The organism is Microcoleus sp. w1-18aA5 (genome assembly GCF_036701705.1).
Taxonomy (GTDB): Bacteria; Cyanobacteriota; Cyanobacteriia; order Cyanobacteriales; family Microcoleaceae; genus Microcoleus.
In genome coordinates, this window is record NZ_JAUPTE010000006.1 from 92,944 (window position 1) to 109,077 (window position 16,134).

14 protein-coding genes are annotated in these 16,134 nt (G+C 47.6%); 4 read left to right on the forward strand and 10 right to left on the reverse strand.

Going from position 1 to position 16,134, the window contains the following annotated elements; genetic code table 11:
- The first annotated feature begins 69 nt into the window (after window positions 1–69).
- On the forward strand, window positions 70–1,167 hold the full coding sequence (locus Q5691_RS03870; RefSeq protein ID WP_445305822.1) for an RtcB family protein: 1,098 nt from the start codon (window positions 70–72) through the stop codon (window positions 1,165–1,167).
- A 117-nt stretch (window positions 1,168–1,284) separates the two neighbouring features.
- Here Q5691_RS03870 and Q5691_RS03875 read toward each other — a convergent pair whose 3' ends face one another.
- Together Q5691_RS03875 and Q5691_RS03880 are read right to left on the reverse strand one after the other, a co-directional pair.
- Window positions 1,285–1,650, reverse strand: coding sequence for a DUF4278 domain-containing protein (locus Q5691_RS03875; protein ID WP_333343945.1), 366 nt, complete (start codon window positions 1,648–1,650; stop codon window positions 1,285–1,287).
- Window positions 1,651–1,892: 242 nt separating this feature from the next.
- Window positions 1,893–2,237 carry a BON domain-containing protein gene (locus tag Q5691_RS03880; protein WP_333209786.1) on the reverse strand — a complete coding sequence of 115 codons (345 nt, stop codon included), beginning with the start codon at window positions 2,235–2,237 and terminating at the stop codon, window positions 1,893–1,895.
- A gap of 181 nt (window positions 2,238–2,418) precedes the next feature.
- Here Q5691_RS03880 and Q5691_RS03885 point away from each other — a divergent pair, with 181 nt between their 5' ends.
- Window positions 2,419–2,619, forward strand: a complete 201-nt coding sequence (locus Q5691_RS03885; RefSeq protein ID WP_333209784.1) for a chemotaxis protein CheW — start codon at window positions 2,419–2,421, stop codon at window positions 2,617–2,619.
- On the opposite strand, the gene Q5691_RS03890 is transcribed toward Q5691_RS03885, so the two are convergent.
- From Q5691_RS03890 to purC, 8 genes are all read right to left on the reverse strand, one after another.
- Window positions 2,616–3,878, reverse strand: a complete 1,263-nt coding sequence (locus Q5691_RS03890) for a DNA cytosine methyltransferase (RefSeq protein ID WP_333209782.1) — start codon at window positions 3,876–3,878, stop codon at window positions 2,616–2,618. The genes Q5691_RS03885 and Q5691_RS03890 overlap by 4 nt on opposite strands.
- Before the next feature lie 136 nt (window positions 3,879–4,014).
- Entirely contained in the window at window positions 4,015–5,187 is a 1,173-nt protein-coding gene (gene lpxB / locus Q5691_RS03895) for a lipid-A-disaccharide synthase (protein ID WP_333343946.1), read from the reverse strand.
- A 9-nt stretch (window positions 5,188–5,196) separates the two neighbouring features.
- On the reverse strand, window positions 5,197–5,799 hold the full coding sequence (locus Q5691_RS03900) for a Uma2 family endonuclease (protein WP_333209780.1): 603 nt from the start codon (window positions 5,797–5,799) through the stop codon (window positions 5,197–5,199).
- Window positions 5,800–5,840: 41 nt separating this feature from the next.
- Entirely contained in the window at window positions 5,841–6,635 is a 795-nt protein-coding gene (lpxA, locus tag Q5691_RS03905) for an acyl-ACP--UDP-N-acetylglucosamine O-acyltransferase (RefSeq protein ID WP_333209778.1), read from the reverse strand.
- Window positions 6,636–6,777: 142 nt separating this feature from the next.
- Window positions 6,778–7,299 (reverse strand): 3-hydroxyacyl-ACP dehydratase FabZ, encoded by a 522-nt coding sequence (gene fabZ / locus Q5691_RS03910; protein WP_333163518.1) that lies wholly within the window; start codon window positions 7,297–7,299, stop codon window positions 6,778–6,780.
- Between the two features lie 86 nt (window positions 7,300–7,385).
- The gene (gene lpxC, locus Q5691_RS03915) at window positions 7,386–8,243 is read right to left on the reverse strand and encodes a UDP-3-O-acyl-N-acetylglucosamine deacetylase (protein ID WP_333309670.1); all 858 of its coding nucleotides are present in this window, start codon (window positions 8,241–8,243) and stop codon (window positions 7,386–7,388) included.
- A 218-nt stretch (window positions 8,244–8,461) separates the two neighbouring features.
- Window positions 8,462–10,843 (reverse strand): BamA/TamA family outer membrane protein, encoded by a 2,382-nt coding sequence (locus Q5691_RS03920; RefSeq protein ID WP_333209774.1) that lies wholly within the window; start codon window positions 10,841–10,843, stop codon window positions 8,462–8,464.
- A gap of 185 nt (window positions 10,844–11,028) precedes the next feature.
- Window positions 11,029–11,757, reverse strand: a complete 729-nt coding sequence (gene purC / locus Q5691_RS03925; protein WP_333209772.1) for a phosphoribosylaminoimidazolesuccinocarboxamide synthase — start codon at window positions 11,755–11,757, stop codon at window positions 11,029–11,031.
- Window positions 11,758–12,157: 400 nt separating this feature from the next.
- Between purC and Q5691_RS03930 the strand changes: the two genes are divergently transcribed.
- Window positions 12,158–12,589 (forward strand): response regulator, encoded by a 432-nt coding sequence (locus Q5691_RS03930; protein ID WP_015177949.1) that lies wholly within the window; start codon window positions 12,158–12,160, stop codon window positions 12,587–12,589.
- Between the two features lie 118 nt (window positions 12,590–12,707).
- The gene (locus tag Q5691_RS03935; RefSeq protein ID WP_333343947.1) at window positions 12,708–16,124 is read left to right on the forward strand and encodes a response regulator; all 3,417 of its coding nucleotides are present in this window, start codon (window positions 12,708–12,710) and stop codon (window positions 16,122–16,124) included.
- Window positions 16,125–16,134: the final 10 nt, after the last annotated feature.

A 16,134-nucleotide genomic window follows, 5' to 3' on the forward strand; every position in this document is an offset into this window, starting at 1 on the left:
TTAGACATATCAGCCCCAAAACCAGTATTATCTTGGGCAAATCACGCCCTAGGTGAAAAAGAAACCAAGATGACCGCAAACGTAGCATCCTTGCCCTTTGTATTCAAACACGTCGCACTAATGCCCGACGTACATTTAGGAAAAGGCGCTTTAGTCGGTTCAGTAATTGCCACAAAAGAAGCGATTATTCCGGCTGCTGTCGGAGTTGATATTGGTTGCGGGATGGCTGCCATTAAAATGCCATTCAAGGCTCACAAATTAGAAGGTAAACTCAAACAAATTCGCCTCGATATCGAAGCCGCCATTCCCGTGGGATTTGCGGAAAATAAAGAAGTAGAAAAAACAGTCACTAACTGGCAAAAATGGGGCGAGTTTAAGGAACTTCATCAAGGCGTACAGCATCAAAACAATAAAGCCTTAAAACAAATGGGTTCCCTCGGCGGTGGCAATCATTTTATTGAGGTTTGCGTTGATACTGAAAACTTTGTTTGGCTGATGCTGCATTCCGGTTCTCGCGGCATTGGAAATTTGCTCGCACAGCAGCATATCGAGACTGCTAAAGATTTAGCTAAACTGGCAGAAATTAATCTGGCTGACAAAGATTTGGCTTATTTTGTAGCGGGCACGCCGGAGTTTGCGGCTTACTGGCACGATTTGCAATGGGCGCAAGATTATGCTCGTTTTAATCGCGATGTAATGATGAATCGGTTTAAGCGAATTGTGGAAAAGCACGTCGCGGGAGGCAAATCTGTTAAGCCGTTATTAGAGGTGAATTGCCACCACAATTACGCGGAAAAAGAGGTGCATTTTGGCGAAGATGTGTATGTGACTCGCAAGGGTGCTGTACGCGCGGATGTAGAGGATTACGGGATTATTCCGGGTTCGATGGGGGCGAAATCTTTCATTGTTAAAGGGAAGGGAAATGCTGAAAGTTACTGTAGTTGCAGTCACGGTGCGGGGCGCTTGATGTCTCGCACTCAAGCGAAGAATGTATTCACTCTCGATGATTTGGTGCGGCAGACTGAGGGGGTTGAGTGCCGGAAAGATGAGCAATTTTTAGATGAAATTCCGGGGGCTTATAAGCCGATTGATGAGGTGATGAGTCAGCAGGCGGATTTGGTCGAAGTTGTGGCGACGCTGAAGCAGGTGGTTTGTGTCAAGGGGTGACAGAAACTGGTTTATTTGTACTTCTACCTGGAAAGTGCTTTATGGGAAGAGGGGGAAAATCAAGCTGCTGTTGATTTCCCCCCTCTTGACAAACGCTTTGTTTTCTGAAGCTTTTCTCTAACACACCATGTGTCTCGACTCAATTTCTAGCAAGCGTAGCAGTCTTTCATCGCCCTTGGCTTGGGCCGCTTGCTTTCTACGATCGAGAATATTGCAAAGATTCGCCCGGTGCACTTGCGCCACTTCCACAACTGTTGGGTAATAATCCACCCTCGCTGAGGCGCTAGCTGCTGCGACATCGCCAGCTTGAGCATCTCGCTTTTTGGTATAGTTTGGGCCGCCGTATTTTCTGGGGTTGGGAATGTGTCTCGGATACCGATAGTTCCAGTTTTGCCCCCGGTATTTGCCCGCGACTTCGCCTTCCACCATATCAACTGTCGGAATGTCGTACTCGTAGTTTGAACCGCGATAAGTCAGTTTCATATTTTTTGATCCTTATATTTATGGAGATAAAAAGGGCAGTCAGGTCAGGGTTGGTTTTCTTTGCTAAAACTTTTTTAGTTTCTGTATTCAATTATACTGTTTTTTGAGATAAATCGGTTTTATTTACAATAATTAATATTTTGAGGGGGTGACGGCAACAAAAAACCCGCCGCAGCGGGTTTAATGGAGTTGTTGGCTAATTTGAGCAGCACCCGGAGCGAGACTGCTTCGGTTCCCAAGAACTAGCCGACTGTCACCTGATCGGTTTGCACGTTTGTGGCACCTTCTTCAGCAGAGGCGATCGCCACCAACTTGTCGAGAATTGCCTGACTAGGAACTTGACCTTTGAGAACAACGGTGCTGCTGAGCTGAGCTACATAAACAGTCTCGATATCAGCAACTTCTGCATCGGCGTCAAAAGCTAAAGCAACCCGCTTCGCTAAGCCGCTTTCGTCAAAATTTCCGTCTGGGCCGACTTTAGCAGGAGCGATGGATTGTGCTTGTGCTGCTTGCTGTACTACTTGTGCCATCGGTTCAGCCTGGGGTGCAGGCTTTTCGAGTCCGAACAGTCTTTTAAACCAACCCATAGTAGTTGAGTCTCCTGAAAATACACTTTTTACACAATAGCTCTAGAAGTCCAAAAGACTTGTAATTGTTGCAAAACTCAGTGAAATTTCTCACAATGTTTTCCGGCAGACTTTCACAATCTCAAATCTCCTCTGATATCCAGATGTTGATTTTGCTATTTTATGTATAGGACGCTACGCCTTGGATTGCAGCCCAGTAGTCGAAATAGTTCCCACTTTTACCTTGAAAAAACTTCACAGCGCCCCGGAATACATTCCCGGTTTGTTGAACTACCGGGGACATCTCGTGCGGGTAATCGAACTGTGTTCACTGATACAGGGGACGCTAAACCCGCGCTTAATGGGGGTAGCCCTGGATATACGCTGTCAATCTAATTCTTAACTTTTTAGATAATATTGTTCTGCTTCCGACCAATTGAGTTTAAGCAACGAATCATCTCCCCATGTCAGTTTGAGACTGGGCTTAAAGGCTGTCACCCCTAAAGCGCTAATAATTTGCGCTGCGACAGCTTTCGCCAATAGCGGTGGTACAGAATTTCCGACTTGGCGAAAACCGTGCCATTTGGTGACGTGAAATCTAAACCAGTCAGGATAGGAATGCAGTCGCGCAGCTTCTCTGACTGTAATGCACCGAGGGGCGATCGGGTGAATCGGTCTCGGCGAAGTATAAGCCCCCCTCGCCCTGTCGGTTCCGGCCCTGAGTGTGTTGCAAACTCCGTCAGGGTGAAGCTTGTAAAAACGGCTGATCGGCTCTTTTTCGCCGTGTTTGGCCGCCTGAAACCTTTCTATACATTCCTGAGAATGTTTAGTTCGCAAACTACCAGAGAGGATTTGTCGATCGTATTCGCGATCGTAGGAATAATCATCATCCAAACCCTCAATTCCGCGCATTATACTCCCATAAGTGCTGCACTTTCCATACTCCGCCATCACCCAATCTCGATGCAGCAACTCGCTGTACTTTTCCACTTCCGGCAAATCTCCAATCGCATCCCAAACTGTCGGGACAGTAGGTAAATTAATTTTTTTATAGCGTTTAGGAATTTTAATTTTCGGCAGTATCGTAGTTTGCTGAGGGTATTTTGGTAGCTCATAACCTTCTTTGCACCCAATCAAAAACAATCGTTTGCGAGCTTGCGGCACTCCATAGTTAACAGCGTTGAGAACTTGATAATTTTCTTCTACTTTATAGCCACGTTTCATAAAAGAGCTAATTAAAACATTCAGGAGTTCTTTGTGTTCTCCTGATGCAATTCCCGGCACATTTTCCATGACAAAAAACTTGGGTTTTAGCTCCAAAACTAAACGCTGAAAGTGAAAAATTAAAGAATTTCGTGGGTCGTCCACATCACGCTTGCCCATCATGGAGAATCCTTGACAGGGCGAACCGCTGATTACTACGTCTATCTCGCGCCGCCCGATCGCCGATTTTTTCCGAATTTCTGAGCCCGTAAGCTGTGTGACATCTTTGCACAAAATAGAACACAGCGGGAAATTAAACTCGTGTGTGGCGCAGTGAATAGGGTCAATTTCGACTGAGGCAAGTACATCAAATCCTGCTTGTTCAAAGCCCAGGGTCATGCCACCCGCGCCTGCAAATAAATCAACAGCGATCGGTCGCTTTTTCCGATTGCTTGGCATAACATTTCAATAAAAAAGTTGCTTTAATAGAAATTAAGGAAATCAACCGCGTTTTTGGTAATAAATCGTGGGTTTGTCCACGAGCCAGCCACAAAGGAACCAGGTTTATACATAACCTTTCAATACCAAAATTGCTTTAAGAAGCTGTATTTAATTTGACATTTTTCATTATTTCCGCAGCAGCCCGATCGCACACACCCACATCTCCGAGATTTTCGCGCATTTCCCGATAACCCGCCAAAGTTTGCTGGCGTCGATCGGCATTTTGCAGCAATTCCAGTGCATGGTTCACTATATTTTCCGCAGTCGCCTCGTCTTGCAGCAACTCCGGGACGATCGGCTTCATTTGCACCAAATTGGGCGGAGACATAAAAGGAATCGAAAATTTCAGGACGTGGCGAGCAATAATCGCCGTAATCGGACTGACGCGGTAGGCGACAACTTGCGGAACGTCGAGCAAAGCTAGCTCCAGATTAACAGTACCAGATTTAGCGATCGCCAGATCGGCAGCAGCCAAGATTTCCAGAGTTTGATTTTCTAACAAAGTAGCCCGCAAACCGTAATTCTCGATCGCCTGTTCAATTTTGCTGCGGAAAGCTTTGTTAGCAAGCGGAATCCAAAAATGAACTTCCGGCAATTTAGCTTGAATAATTTGAGCTGCCTCAAATATAACCGGCATCAGGTACTTGAGTTCTTGGTGTCTGGAAGCGGGAATTAGGGCGATCGACACCTGTTCCGGCAAAATTCCCAAAGTTTTGCGGGCAACTTCCCGGCTGGGCGCAGATTGCATTCTATCCACCAAAGGATGACCGACCCAACTCACTTGGGCTCCTTTTTTTTGATAATAACTAGCTTCCTCTGGGAAAATTGCCAAAAGTTGGTCGCAAATACTGACAATCAGATCAGTATTGCGAGGAGAAATCGACCAAACCCATTCTTGAGGTGCGATGTACCAAACCACGGGCAAATCAGGCAAACAGCGACGGATATAGCTGCCAATACCGAGATTAGGAGTCAAATAATCAATCAATACAACAGCATCCGGGCGGAAGTTTTTGAGATATTGTTTAGCTTTTTGCTGAACTTTGATTGTGGGCCAAATGTACGGCACTGATTCTATAAGGCCCATAGAACCAATGCCCAAAGTATCGCCTAAAATAGTAGCACCCGCTTCCGCCATACGAGGGCCGCCCAATCCGGTTATTTCTAACTCCAAACCAACGGCGACAGCGTAGCGTTTTAAGGCTGCAACTAACAAAGCTCCTTGCAAATCGCCCGAAACCTCACCAGTGCTGATAAAAATTTTCATATTTTGAATTTATACAGGTGAGATGTTTGCTAATAACTCGGTAACAGCATCATATTGATCGGGCATATTAGCACAGCGTAGCAGTAATTCTAAGTCCAGATCGGGAATGAATGTACTCCGGGCCATCTCCTGATAATTTTCACCTGTTAAGTAATAGATAGATAACTGACTATTTTGCCAAAACCAGACTTCCCGAACGCCCAACCTTTTGTAGAACTCTAGAGTATTTATCCCACCACTGGTAATTACCACTTCAATAGCAATATCTGGGACTATTTTTTGCGTTCCTACATCATAGGAATCATCCGGCTCTTTTCTACCGCCTAATTCTCTGTTACCCAGAGTCGGGGCGCCCTTGCCGTAAAATCGAATCCCATTTGCTCTCATATATGCCTCTAGCAGCATACAGAGAGTTTTCTTGATGATTTCGTGTTCGGGCGAGACAGTCATAATTTGCAGTAGTCGATCGAGATAGAAAAATTTCACACCTCTGAAATCTTTAAAAGCTGCTTCTATCGCTTCAAATTGCTCCCAACTAACATCTGAGAACCTGATGCAGCCATCTGGTTCTGTTTCAGGGGATGTAGATTTGACTGAAGTATATACATTCATAGGGCAACAGTCGCTTAGTTCATAGGTTTATTCTACCTGATTCACTTTTTGCCAGGAATCAAACCTCGCCGCCCTTTGGTTATAGACTGCTGCACAAATCTCTGCAGGTGCTGCAAGTGGGGGTTTTCTGGCAACAAATCCAACTGTTCCAAAGCTTGATTTAGAGTGTAGCCAGAATGGTAGAGAATACGAAAAGTTTTCTTCAAAACTAGCAAATCTTCTGGGGTAAAACCAGCGCGTTCGAGGCCTATTTTGTTGATTGCTCGCACTCTCGAAGGATTTCCCTCGACTAGCATATAAGGAGGTACATCTCGATCGATCCTGCTCAAGCCGCCCACCATAGACAAGCGGCCGATTTGGACAAACTGGTGAACCCCCAAAACACCGCTCAAGCGGGCTTGAGACTCGATTTTAACGTGTCCGGCTAAGGCTACAGCATTGGCGATAATTACTCGATCGGCGATCGCGCAATTGTGTCCCACATGAACATAAGCCATCAATAGATTATGATTGCCAATAGTCGTGCTTTCTCCGGCTCCAGTAGCGCGGTTAATTGTCACGTATTCCCGAATGAGATTGTTGTCGCCAATTTTCACCCTAGTCAGAGAACCCTCGTATTTCAAATCTTGAGGTTCCAAACCAATCGCCGCACCGGGGAAAATTTGATTGCGAGCGCCTATTTCTGTTAGCCCATCGATAATTGCATGAGCGCCAATCTTAGTCTCCGGCCCGATTTTCACTCTTTCCCCAATTACAGCATAAGCTCCCACTTCTACAGTCGGGTGAAGTTCAGCGCGGGGATGAATCACAGCAGTTGGGTGAATCAAAGTAAGCATTTTTCAGTTGTCAGTTGTCAGTTGGCTGTTGTCCGTTGTCTGTTGACTGTTGGCTGTTGTCTGTTGGCTGTTGTCTGTTGGCTGTTGTCTGTTGGCTGTTCTTAGTTATAAATTACCAATTACCCGTTACCAATTCCCCAATTTAATCTACCATCGAAAACGTCAATTCCCCTTCACAAACTTTTTGTCCGTCTACTTCAGCCAGAGCCTGCATTTTTGCAAAGCGGCGGCGTTTTACCCACAGCAATTCTACAGTCATCAGCAACTGATCGCCCGGTACAACCTGACGACGGAACTTGACTTGATCAATTCCGGTAAACATCCACAATCCTTGCTTGATGTCAGGCAACTGAGCCAGAACAATACCGCCAACTTGAGCCATCGCTTCGACAATTAATACTCCAGGCATAATCGGCCGTCCGGGGAAATGCCCTTGAAAATGCGGTTCGTTAAAAGTCACATTTTTAATTCCTACAGCCTTCTCGGACGGCACGTAATCAACAATCTTGTCAACCAGTGCAAAAGGATAGCGATGAGGCAATAATTTCTGAACTTCTTCGAGAGTAAAAGTAGATTTAACCGCTGGAGAATCTTCACCGTTTTTGGTGGAGACGGATTCAGAATTAGCAGTATTGAGGGTGTTAACTTCAGTCAGCGTAGACATTTCTTGAAGAATTTTGAGTGTGGTATTGCAGAAGGCAGAAGTCAGAAGGAAGATGCAATCTTAACAGAATATCACCTTGTTTTTTCCTAACTTTTATCTAGGGTAGCTAGAGCTTCCGATTTCAGGGCTTGGGCGAGTTGGACGTGCAGGTTGTGACTGGCTTTGTAAGCCAAGTAGTGAGCTTTTGGCCAAGTTCCGAGCAGACTGAGGTCGCCTACTAAGTCTAGGATTTTATGGCGCACTGGTTCGTTGGCAAATCTCAAAGGCGGGTTGAGCCAGCCGGATCGATCGCAAACTAGGGCGTTCTCTAGGGTACCACCTTTGATCAAACCTGCTTGTCGCAATTGGTCAACTTGGCGAGCAAGTCCAAAAGTGCGGGCTGGGGCGATCGCGCTAGCAAAACTTTCTGCTTCTGGCGACCAACTGTACCATTGATTGCCGATCGCCTGTTCCTCAAAATCAATTCCGTAACTAAATCGAGTTTCGGCTGAGGGTAAAGCCGCTGCAAAAGCATCCCCGTGGCGCACCCAAATTGGCTGTTCTAGGACGCAGGAGGGAGTGGGGGCTTGCTTCGATTCTTGAGGAACTAAGCCGGTATGGGTGATCGCCTCTACCCAAACCAGAGCCGAACCGTCCAGCAGCGGCACTTCCGGCCCATCAACCTCAATTCGAGCATTATCCGCTCCCATCCCCGCCAAAGCCGCTAATAAATGCTCTACAGTGCGAATTTGAGCATCGATACCTGCCAGTTCAGTTGAAAGTGCAGTCTGAGAAACCGCCTCAATTTTTGCAGGAATTATCGGAGCACCAGGCAAGTCAACTCTGACAAAATAGCGGCCTTCCCCAACCTCCGCAGGCAAAACTCGGACGCGAGTTTGTGTGCCGCTATGCAAACCGATTCCCGACAGTTCAAATTCAGATTTTAAGGTACGTTCAATAGTCATTAGTCATTAGTTAGTAGTCAGTAGTTAGTAGTCAACTGTCAACTGTCAACTGTCATTAGTCAGTAGTTAGTAGTCAACTGCCAACTGCCAACTGCCAACTGCCAACTGCCAACTGTCAACTGTCAACTGTCAACTGTCAACTGTCAACTGCCAACTGCCAACTGTCAACTGTCAACTGTCAACTGCCAACTGCCAACTGTCAACTGTCAACTGCCAACTTAGAATCGTTCACCAATTCCAAAGTGAATTTGATTGTCGCCAGTGTCGTTGATACCGTAATCGATCCGGATCGGCCCTAAAGGAGATTGAATCCGCACGCCGAGGCCGTAACCGTAACCGCTACCGGGCTTTTCGCGGATACCTGCCGGGTCGCCTGGGACATCTTTGCCCGTACCCAAGTCAGTGCCAGCATCCAAAAATAGCGCTCCGCCGAGAAACGAAATAATCGGGAAACGGTACTCAACGCTGGCTTCTAGGAAGCTGCGGCCGGCTCCCATGTCGCCTTCGTCGTATCCGCGCACCGAGTTGGCGCCGCCCAAGGCAAAGGCTTCGTAGGGAGGCAAATCTCCGAATACGGTGCCGCCCCTAAAACTGAATGCCAGGGTTTGAGGGCCGGGGGTAAAGTTAGTGTACTTGACTGGTAGGTACAAGCTGTAGCTGGCCCGCAGGCGGTTTAACAGGATGCTGCCGGAACCTACAGGAATCGATTGTTCCATCCCAAACCTGAGCAGCGAACCGCTAGTGGGGCGGAGGGGGTCGTTGCGCCGATCGCGCACAACACCTGCTTGCAAAGTTGTCAAGTCATCCGAGCCCGAATCGCTAAAACTCAACAGGTTGCCGAGTTCGTCCTCGGACTCGCGCCTGCCTTTGCGATCGGTAATTGAGACTCGCTGGTACTGCAAGCCGACTGAAGCAGTCCACTCAGAATCGGCAAAAGGATTGCGCGACAGGGGACGGGTGAAATTGATGCCGGCCCCGGTGCGATTGATGCGGGGTCGATCGTCGTTGGGCAATCTAACTTCCCGTTCGCCGCCGTCAAAAATCACGCTGATTGATCGTCTTCTAAACGCATTAATCGTATAAGAAGTCCGGTAGGGATCGCCCGCAATCCAGGGATCTGTAAAACTCAAGTCAAACAGATTTTGGCGTTCCCCTATTTGCACCTCCGCGCCCAACTTTTGGTTCCTACCTCTGAAGTTTTGCTGCTGGTAACTCAGCGTACCGAACAAACCCGTCGCAGAACTCAAACCCGCACCCGCCGCCAGAGAACCGGTATTTTTCTCAATGACGTTGACAATTACCCTTGCCTTGCGGGGGTCAGTCGTTCCCGGTTCCAAGGCAAGTCGCACGTCTTCAAAAATTCCCAAACCAAACACCCGTCTCAAATCCCTTTCCGCCTTGGTGCGGTTAAAGATGTCTCCGGGCTTGAGTTCTACTTCGCGGGTAATGACAAACTGACGGGTGTTGCCTCCGATGGGCTGACCCGTGGGATCTGTTGCCTCTCCCTCCTTGTTCAGGAAGCGGACATCAACGGATTCGATCTGGCCTTCTGCCACTACCAGGGTGACAGTGCCGTCGTCTGCTACTTGCGGGGCATCAGTAATTTGGCCCAAAACATAGCCGTTCTCTTGATACCACGCATTAATTTTTTTCACTCCCTCCTCAAAGCGGCGGAGGTTGAGAATTTTGCCGTATTGATCGCGGAAGCTTTCGTCAATTACGCTTTGGGGCAGGACTTGCTGGCCGGTGATTGTCACTCCCTGCAGCACTGGATTTGGCTGGACAATAAAAGTCACCCGGACGCCCAACGGGGTGTCTTCCGGTACTGCCCGCACGTTTCTGAAAAAGCCTGTGGCAAAAATGGCGTTGATGTCTTGTTGCAGTTGGCTGCGGTTGGTCGTGCGTCCTGGTTGGGTGCTGATGACTCGGTAAATTTCGGTTTCCAAGTCTTCCGTCGCCCCGGTGACTGTCACTTCTGCAACTAGCACTTGCGGTTCTGCCGCCCCGGCGGGTGCAGGGGCTTGTCTCGGCTGCGGTGCTGGGCCAGGGGGCAAAGAGGGAACGGTGTTAGCGGGTAGTCCCGTCGGGGCCGGTCTGGGCGTAACTTGGGCGTTTTGAGCGATCGCCCCGGATTCATCTGGTTTCCCTAGCTCTGCTGCGATCCAGGCGGGCATTACCGCCGCTTCCGATGGGGGGAGCGAGCTTTCCTGTTGCGCCTCTGGCAGGGCGTTTTGGCTGCTAGAGGCGGGGGAAGGGTTGGATGCTAGCTCGGGTTTGAGTTCAAGGATCGGAGGTGAAACCGGGGAGGGCGGGTCTGTGACTTGGTTTGGGGGTTCCCGGTCGTTCCCTCCTCTGGCAGGGGCCTCCGCTATTTTTAGGGCTTCCCCTTTGCTGGTTTTAGCGGCTTTGCGGTTTTGAGGAGGGTTTGGGGTTAATTCTGGAAGGGGGCGATCGGGTAATTCGATCGGCGGGGCGGGCCGGGCGGCAGCCAAAGCTTCCTCTGCTGATTCAGAGTAGGATGTTTGGCCGGAAGCAGAATTTGATAACCCGAATGTTGCTGAGGCAGTAAAAACTGCCACCAATACAGCAGATAAACGCATTTTTGTTCACTTTTTTGGGCAATCCACACACCACATTAGTCATTATTCATTAGTCATTAGTCATTAGTTATTTAAGTCGGTGGAATTTCGCGCTGACCGCTAATTGATGACTGTTGACCGCTGATTGCTGACATCGAAAACAGAAGGGTGACAAACTGTGCAATTCTAGCGCATTACCAAGGCCTCTAGACTTTCTGAGCGAGAACCCGTTGCAGAACTTGCTGGTAAGCAGTTTCTACCGATCCTAAGTCGCGGCGGAATCGGTCTTTGTCCATAACACGGGCGTCGGGGTCGGCTTCTGCGTTGTCCCAGAGGCGGCAGGTGTCGGGACTGATTTCGTCGGCGAGGATCAGATTTTGATGTTGGTCGATACCGAATTCTAGTTTGAAGTCTACCAGGGTGATGCCACACTGGCTGAAAAATTCTTTGAGTATTTCGTTAATTTCGCGGGCGGCGATTTCTAGTTGGTCTACTTGTTCGGGGGTGGCTAGCTGCATTAGCAGCAGCCTGTCGCGGGTCAGTAGCGGATCTCCCAAATCGTCGTTTTTGTAATAAAACTCGACCAGCGGCGGATTGACTATTGTGCCCAGGGCGAGTCCGGTTTGCTTGCACAGACTGCCGGCGGCAATGTTTCTGACTACGACTTCCAATGGCAAGATTTGGACGCGACAGACTCGCATTTCGTTGGGGGCCGGTGTGTCGATGAAGTGGGTGGGAATGCCTTTGGCTTCTAGCATCCGAAACAGGTGGGCGGATACGGCGCAGTTGATTTCGCCTTTGCCGACGATGCTGCCGCGTTTCTGAGCGTTAAAGGCTGTGGCGTCGTCTTTGAAGTGGGTCAGCAAAATTTCGCTGTCTTCGGTGGAGTAGAGGATTTTGGCTTTGCCTTCGTAGAGTTTGCGATCGGCTGACATGGCGATTAATAATAAGGTAGATGAGTTTTAGATTTTACCGTAGCTCGATCGGGTGTTATTGGCGAGTTTTTGGATCTCCGCTGCACCGCTCATGCTCTGACCAAGAATTTCTTGATGGTACAAGCTCCCGGATTTATCCGTGGAATCAATCCCAAATCTCAAATCTAAAATCCTCAAGCCCCCGCATTTATCCGTCGGGTCAATCCAAAATCTCAAATCTCAAATCTAAAATCGAATTACGGGCAAGTACGCCTGCAGGTAGATACTGTCATCGACCCCGGCATAAATGATTCTTGACAAAGGACAATAGATATTAAACCTGCTGGGTTCGCGATCCGTGCTGACAAAACCTCGCAAACGAGACGGGCGCTTAAAAAAACATCTAGAAAATGGCTGATTTATGCAAGACAAAAAAATTCATATTCTCTTGGTAGAAGATGATGAGGTTGATGTGATGAACGTCCGGCGAGCTTTCAAAAAAAATAACATCGTCAACCCCCTCTACATTGCTGCCAATGGATTAGAAGCTCTAGCTATATTACGTGGAGAAGGAAAAATAGATCCTCCCATGCCTAAAGCGCGCCGGTTGATTTTGCTGGACTTGAATATGCCGAGAATGAGCGGGATCGAGTTTTTGCAAGAATTGCGACTAGATGAATGTTTGAGGTCGATTCCGGTAATCGTCCTCACAACTTCTAATGAAGATAGAGATAAAGTAAAAGCTTATAATTTGAATGTAGCGGGCTATATTCTTAAACCTGTTACTTTTTCTAACTTTGTGGAAGTGATGGCTACCCTAAACAAATACTGGATGCTGAGCGAAATTCCCTAAAATAGGGAAATTTGAATATTTTTTTTCAAAGAAGATTTATGATTTTTCAGCGATGCAGTTGTTTGAATTCCTTTTTCTCGACAGCAGCTTTTTCGGAGTAATCCACAATTCGGTTTTTATGGACAAAATTCTCACAATTCTGATAGTTGATGACGATGCAGTAGATCGAATGGCGATCAAACGCTCGCTCAAGTCCGCTGGTGTTTCGGCAGAAGTTACTGAGGCAGAAGACTGCGCGGATGCCCTGGTCCAACTCTCGGTCAGCAAAAATTCTACGCAGGCTACCGCGAAACTCTCCCAACAAAATAAATCTCAACCTTTAAGCGAGCTTGAGGAGACAGAACAGGGGCTGCTATTAAATCAAATATTTGAGTGCAAATTTGACTGCGTATTCCTCGACTACGGATTGCCGGACGGAGACGGACTGAGTTTGGTAAAACATCTACGAGAAGCGGGACTGAAAGTTCCCTTAATTGTACTCACAGGTCAAGGCGACGAACAAATTGCTGTGGAATTGATGAAGGCAGGAGCTTCTGATTATATCGCTAAAAATAAGCTTTCTCCCGAAAGTTTGTCTCGCAGTTTGTCCAATGCGATGCGGGTTTACCGCGCCGAATTTCAGGCGTTTCATACCAGTCAAAAGCTTAAGGAAAGCGAAGAACGGTACAGGTTAGTTTTAGAGGGAGTGAACGACGGAATTTGGGATTGGGATTTAAGTAAAAATGAGGTTTATTGGAACGATCGCCTTTTGGAAATTATCGGTTTGTCGCGCAAGCAATTTGGCAGGACTATGGAAGCTCTATATAACCGCCTGCACCCGGATGACAAGGAGGGAATTGTCGCGGCGATCGCAGCTCACTTGGAACAAGAAATAGATTACAATGTAGAATTTCGGCTGCTGCACTCAAACGGTGTTTACCGCTACTGCACTTCTCAGGGAAAAGCTCAGCGCAATTCCCAAGGAAAACCGCTGCGAATGGCCGGTATGATTAGCGATATTACTGAGCGGAAACAGGCGGAAGATGCTCTGGAAAGGGAACGGCAGCAACTGAGACAAATTATTACTTGCGTGCCTGTAGCAATGGCGATGTTAGATACACAAATGCGCTATATGGCTAACTCTAAAAAATGGGTTAGTCAATTTAATTTGGGCTTGCCGTCCCTAAATAATCTCAGCCATTACGAATTGTTTCCAGATACGCCGAATCGCTGGAAAGTAATGTACCAAGAAGTGCTCCAAGGCAAGGTAGTTTCTGTCAGCGAAGATGCTTGGGAACGAGCAGACGGCTCTGTTATCTATCTGCGCTGGGCCGCTCACCCTTGGTACAATCCAGACGGTAAAGTAGGGGGAATTGTGATGGTTGCCGACAAGATTAATGAGTTGGTGGAAGCGCGCGAAACTGCCTTAGAAGCTAGCCGGGTGAAGTCGCAATTCTTGGCGAACATGAGTCACGAAATTCGCACTCCGATGAATGGGGTTTTGGCAATGGCTCAATTGCTGCTGCGCGCTCCTCTGGAACAGAAACAGCGGGACTGTGCTCAGACGATTTACCGCAGTGCTGAACATTTGCTAAATGTTATTAATGATATTCTCGATTTCTCTAAGATTGAAGCTGGAGAGATGCGGCTGGAAAAGGCTAATTTTGATTTGGATACTTGCGTTGAGTCGGTGATAGAAATTATAGCGCATTTGGCAGAAGAAAAAGGTATTGAATTGAATATTTTAGTTGACAGCTCAGTGCCGAAAAAGTTGGTGGGCGACTCGGGAAGATTAAAGCAAGTTTTGCTGAATTTAACGGGTAATGCCATAAAGTTTACGGATCGCGGTCAAGTTTTAGTTCACGTAACGGTGAAACAAGGCAACCGAATGGCAGAGGGTAGACAAGGGGCAAGATTGCTATTTTCCGTCCGAGATACTGGCATTGGAATTTCGGCCCAGGGGCAAACAAAGTTGTTCCAATCTTTTTCTCAGGTAGACGATTCTCCTACTAGGCCTTACGGCGGGACGGGTTTAGGTTTGGCTATTTGCAAGCAGTTAGTGGAGATGATGGGAGGGGAGATTGGAGTCCGCAGTTTGCTAGGCAGCGGTGCTACTTTTTGGTTTACTGTACCTTTGGAAAAACAGTTGCCAGTTGAGCCTCATGATCCCGAACTAGCGGGCAAGAAGTTATTAGTAATCTCTGGAAGCGCTTTGAGGAGGGCAGCGGTGCGCTCGCTCGCTCAAAGTTGGGGTGCCCGCTGCGACGAGGCAGAAACTGCTGCTGAGGCTTGGAGTTGGTTGAAAAATACCCAGGGTGGGATTTCTCAGAATTCGGGAGAGGGGGGAAAAAGCTGGGATGTGGTGCTGGTGGACTTGCAAATGCCGGAGTTGGATGCGGAGGAATTTGCTAGGAAAGTGCGATCGACCTCGACATTTGGCTCGTTAATCGCCATGACTGCTTTGCGGGAACAGCCGAAGGCTGAATCGCTTTGCAGTCGAGGTTTTAACGGATATTTGATCGAGCCGGTGCGACCAAGCCGCCTGCTTGAGGCAATGCTTGCGCCGGTGAAGGGAACGGGAGATTTTGGGAGAGTGGAGGCTGCTAATACTTACAAGTTGCCACCAGTTAATACTCAATATGTTACTCCCAATTTGCTGTCATCGCTAAGGATTTTGGTGGCGGAAGACCACCCAATCAATCAACAAGTTCTTGTCGAACAATTGGCAGTTTTAGGCTATCAAGCTGACTGCGTGGTCAACGGTCAAGAAGCGCTGGATTTGCTGGCAAAAAAAAGCTATGATTTAGTGCTGATGGACTGTCAAATGCCGATACTTGATGGTTACAAAACGGCGCAAAAGTTGAGGCAAATTGAAGGAAGAGATCGGCATACTTTTGTGATGGCTTTAACGGCTCATGCTATGCCGGGTGAACGAGAAAAGTGTCTGGCAGCGGGGATGGATGATTATCTCAGTAAACCTGTAGATTTAGATGCTTTGGCGGCGGCTCTGAAAAAGTATGAAGCCCTAAATGTTCAGGGTGACAATAAGTATGGAGTTAAAAGTATAAATTCGGCAAATAAATCTCAATTAGCAACAAATTATACAGAAGTTATGGAAAAAGCGCAGGTTGTGGCTGGGCCGACACCAAGGGCGATCGCACCTCAAACTTGGGAACATATAGACTACGACGGACTGTTCGACAAGAGCAGATTGGAGCAACTCGGACGAGTTAATATTAAATTGCCAGAGCGACTTTTGCAAGCTTTTGTGGCAGGCGCGCAAGCTGATGTAGCTGCTGCCAAAATAGCCGTAGAAGCTAAAGATTGGCAAGCTGTGGAATATCAAGCCCACCGTCTCAAAGGAACTTCTGCTAATGTAGGAGTTGCTCTGATGTCGGATTTGGCCGCACAATTGGAGCATCAAGCGCGAAGCTTTCAATCTGAATCACCAGATGTGGAATTGTTAAATATTGAGAGGGTTGAGAACATATTAGTAAGTTTGTTCAGTCATCTAGCTAGGGTTCAAAAATTTGTGGAAACACGAATATTTGGTTAATATCTTACTC

Coding starts and splice junctions, on each gene's coding strand:
- Q5691_RS03870 (WP_445305822.1), top strand. CDS start 70: ATGACCGCAAACGTAGCATCCTTGCCCTTTGTATTCAAACACGTCGCA.
- Q5691_RS03875 (WP_333343945.1), bottom strand. CDS start 1,650: ATGAAACTGACTTATCGCGGTTCAAACTACGAGTACGACATTCCGACA.
- Q5691_RS03880 (WP_333209786.1), bottom strand. CDS start 2,237: ATGGGTTGGTTTAAAAGACTGTTCGGACTCGAAAAGCCTGCACCCCAG.
- Q5691_RS03890 (WP_333209782.1), bottom strand. CDS start 3,878: ATGCCAAGCAATCGGAAAAAGCGACCGATCGCTGTTGATTTATTTGCA.
- lpxB (WP_333343946.1), bottom strand. CDS start 5,187: ATGAAAATTTTTATCAGCACTGGTGAGGTTTCGGGCGATTTGCAAGGA.
- Q5691_RS03900 (WP_333209780.1), bottom strand. CDS start 5,799: ATGAATGTATATACTTCAGTCAAATCTACATCCCCTGAAACAGAACCA.
- lpxA (WP_333209778.1), bottom strand. CDS start 6,635: ATGCTTACTTTGATTCACCCAACTGCTGTGATTCATCCCCGCGCTGAA.
- fabZ (WP_333163518.1), bottom strand. CDS start 7,299: ATGTCTACGCTGACTGAAGTTAACACCCTCAATACTGCTAATTCTGAA.
- lpxC (WP_333309670.1), bottom strand. CDS start 8,243: ATGACTATTGAACGTACCTTAAAATCTGAATTTGAACTGTCGGGAATC.
- Q5691_RS03920 (WP_333209774.1), bottom strand. CDS start 10,843: ATGCGTTTATCTGCTGTATTGGTGGCAGTTTTTACTGCCTCAGCAACA.
- purC (WP_333209772.1), bottom strand. CDS start 11,757: ATGTCAGCCGATCGCAAACTCTACGAAGGCAAAGCCAAAATCCTCTAC.
- Q5691_RS03930 (WP_015177949.1), top strand. CDS start 12,158: ATGCAAGACAAAAAAATTCATATTCTCTTGGTAGAAGATGATGAGGTT.
- Q5691_RS03935 (WP_333343947.1), top strand. CDS start 12,708: ATGGACAAAATTCTCACAATTCTGATAGTTGATGACGATGCAGTAGAT.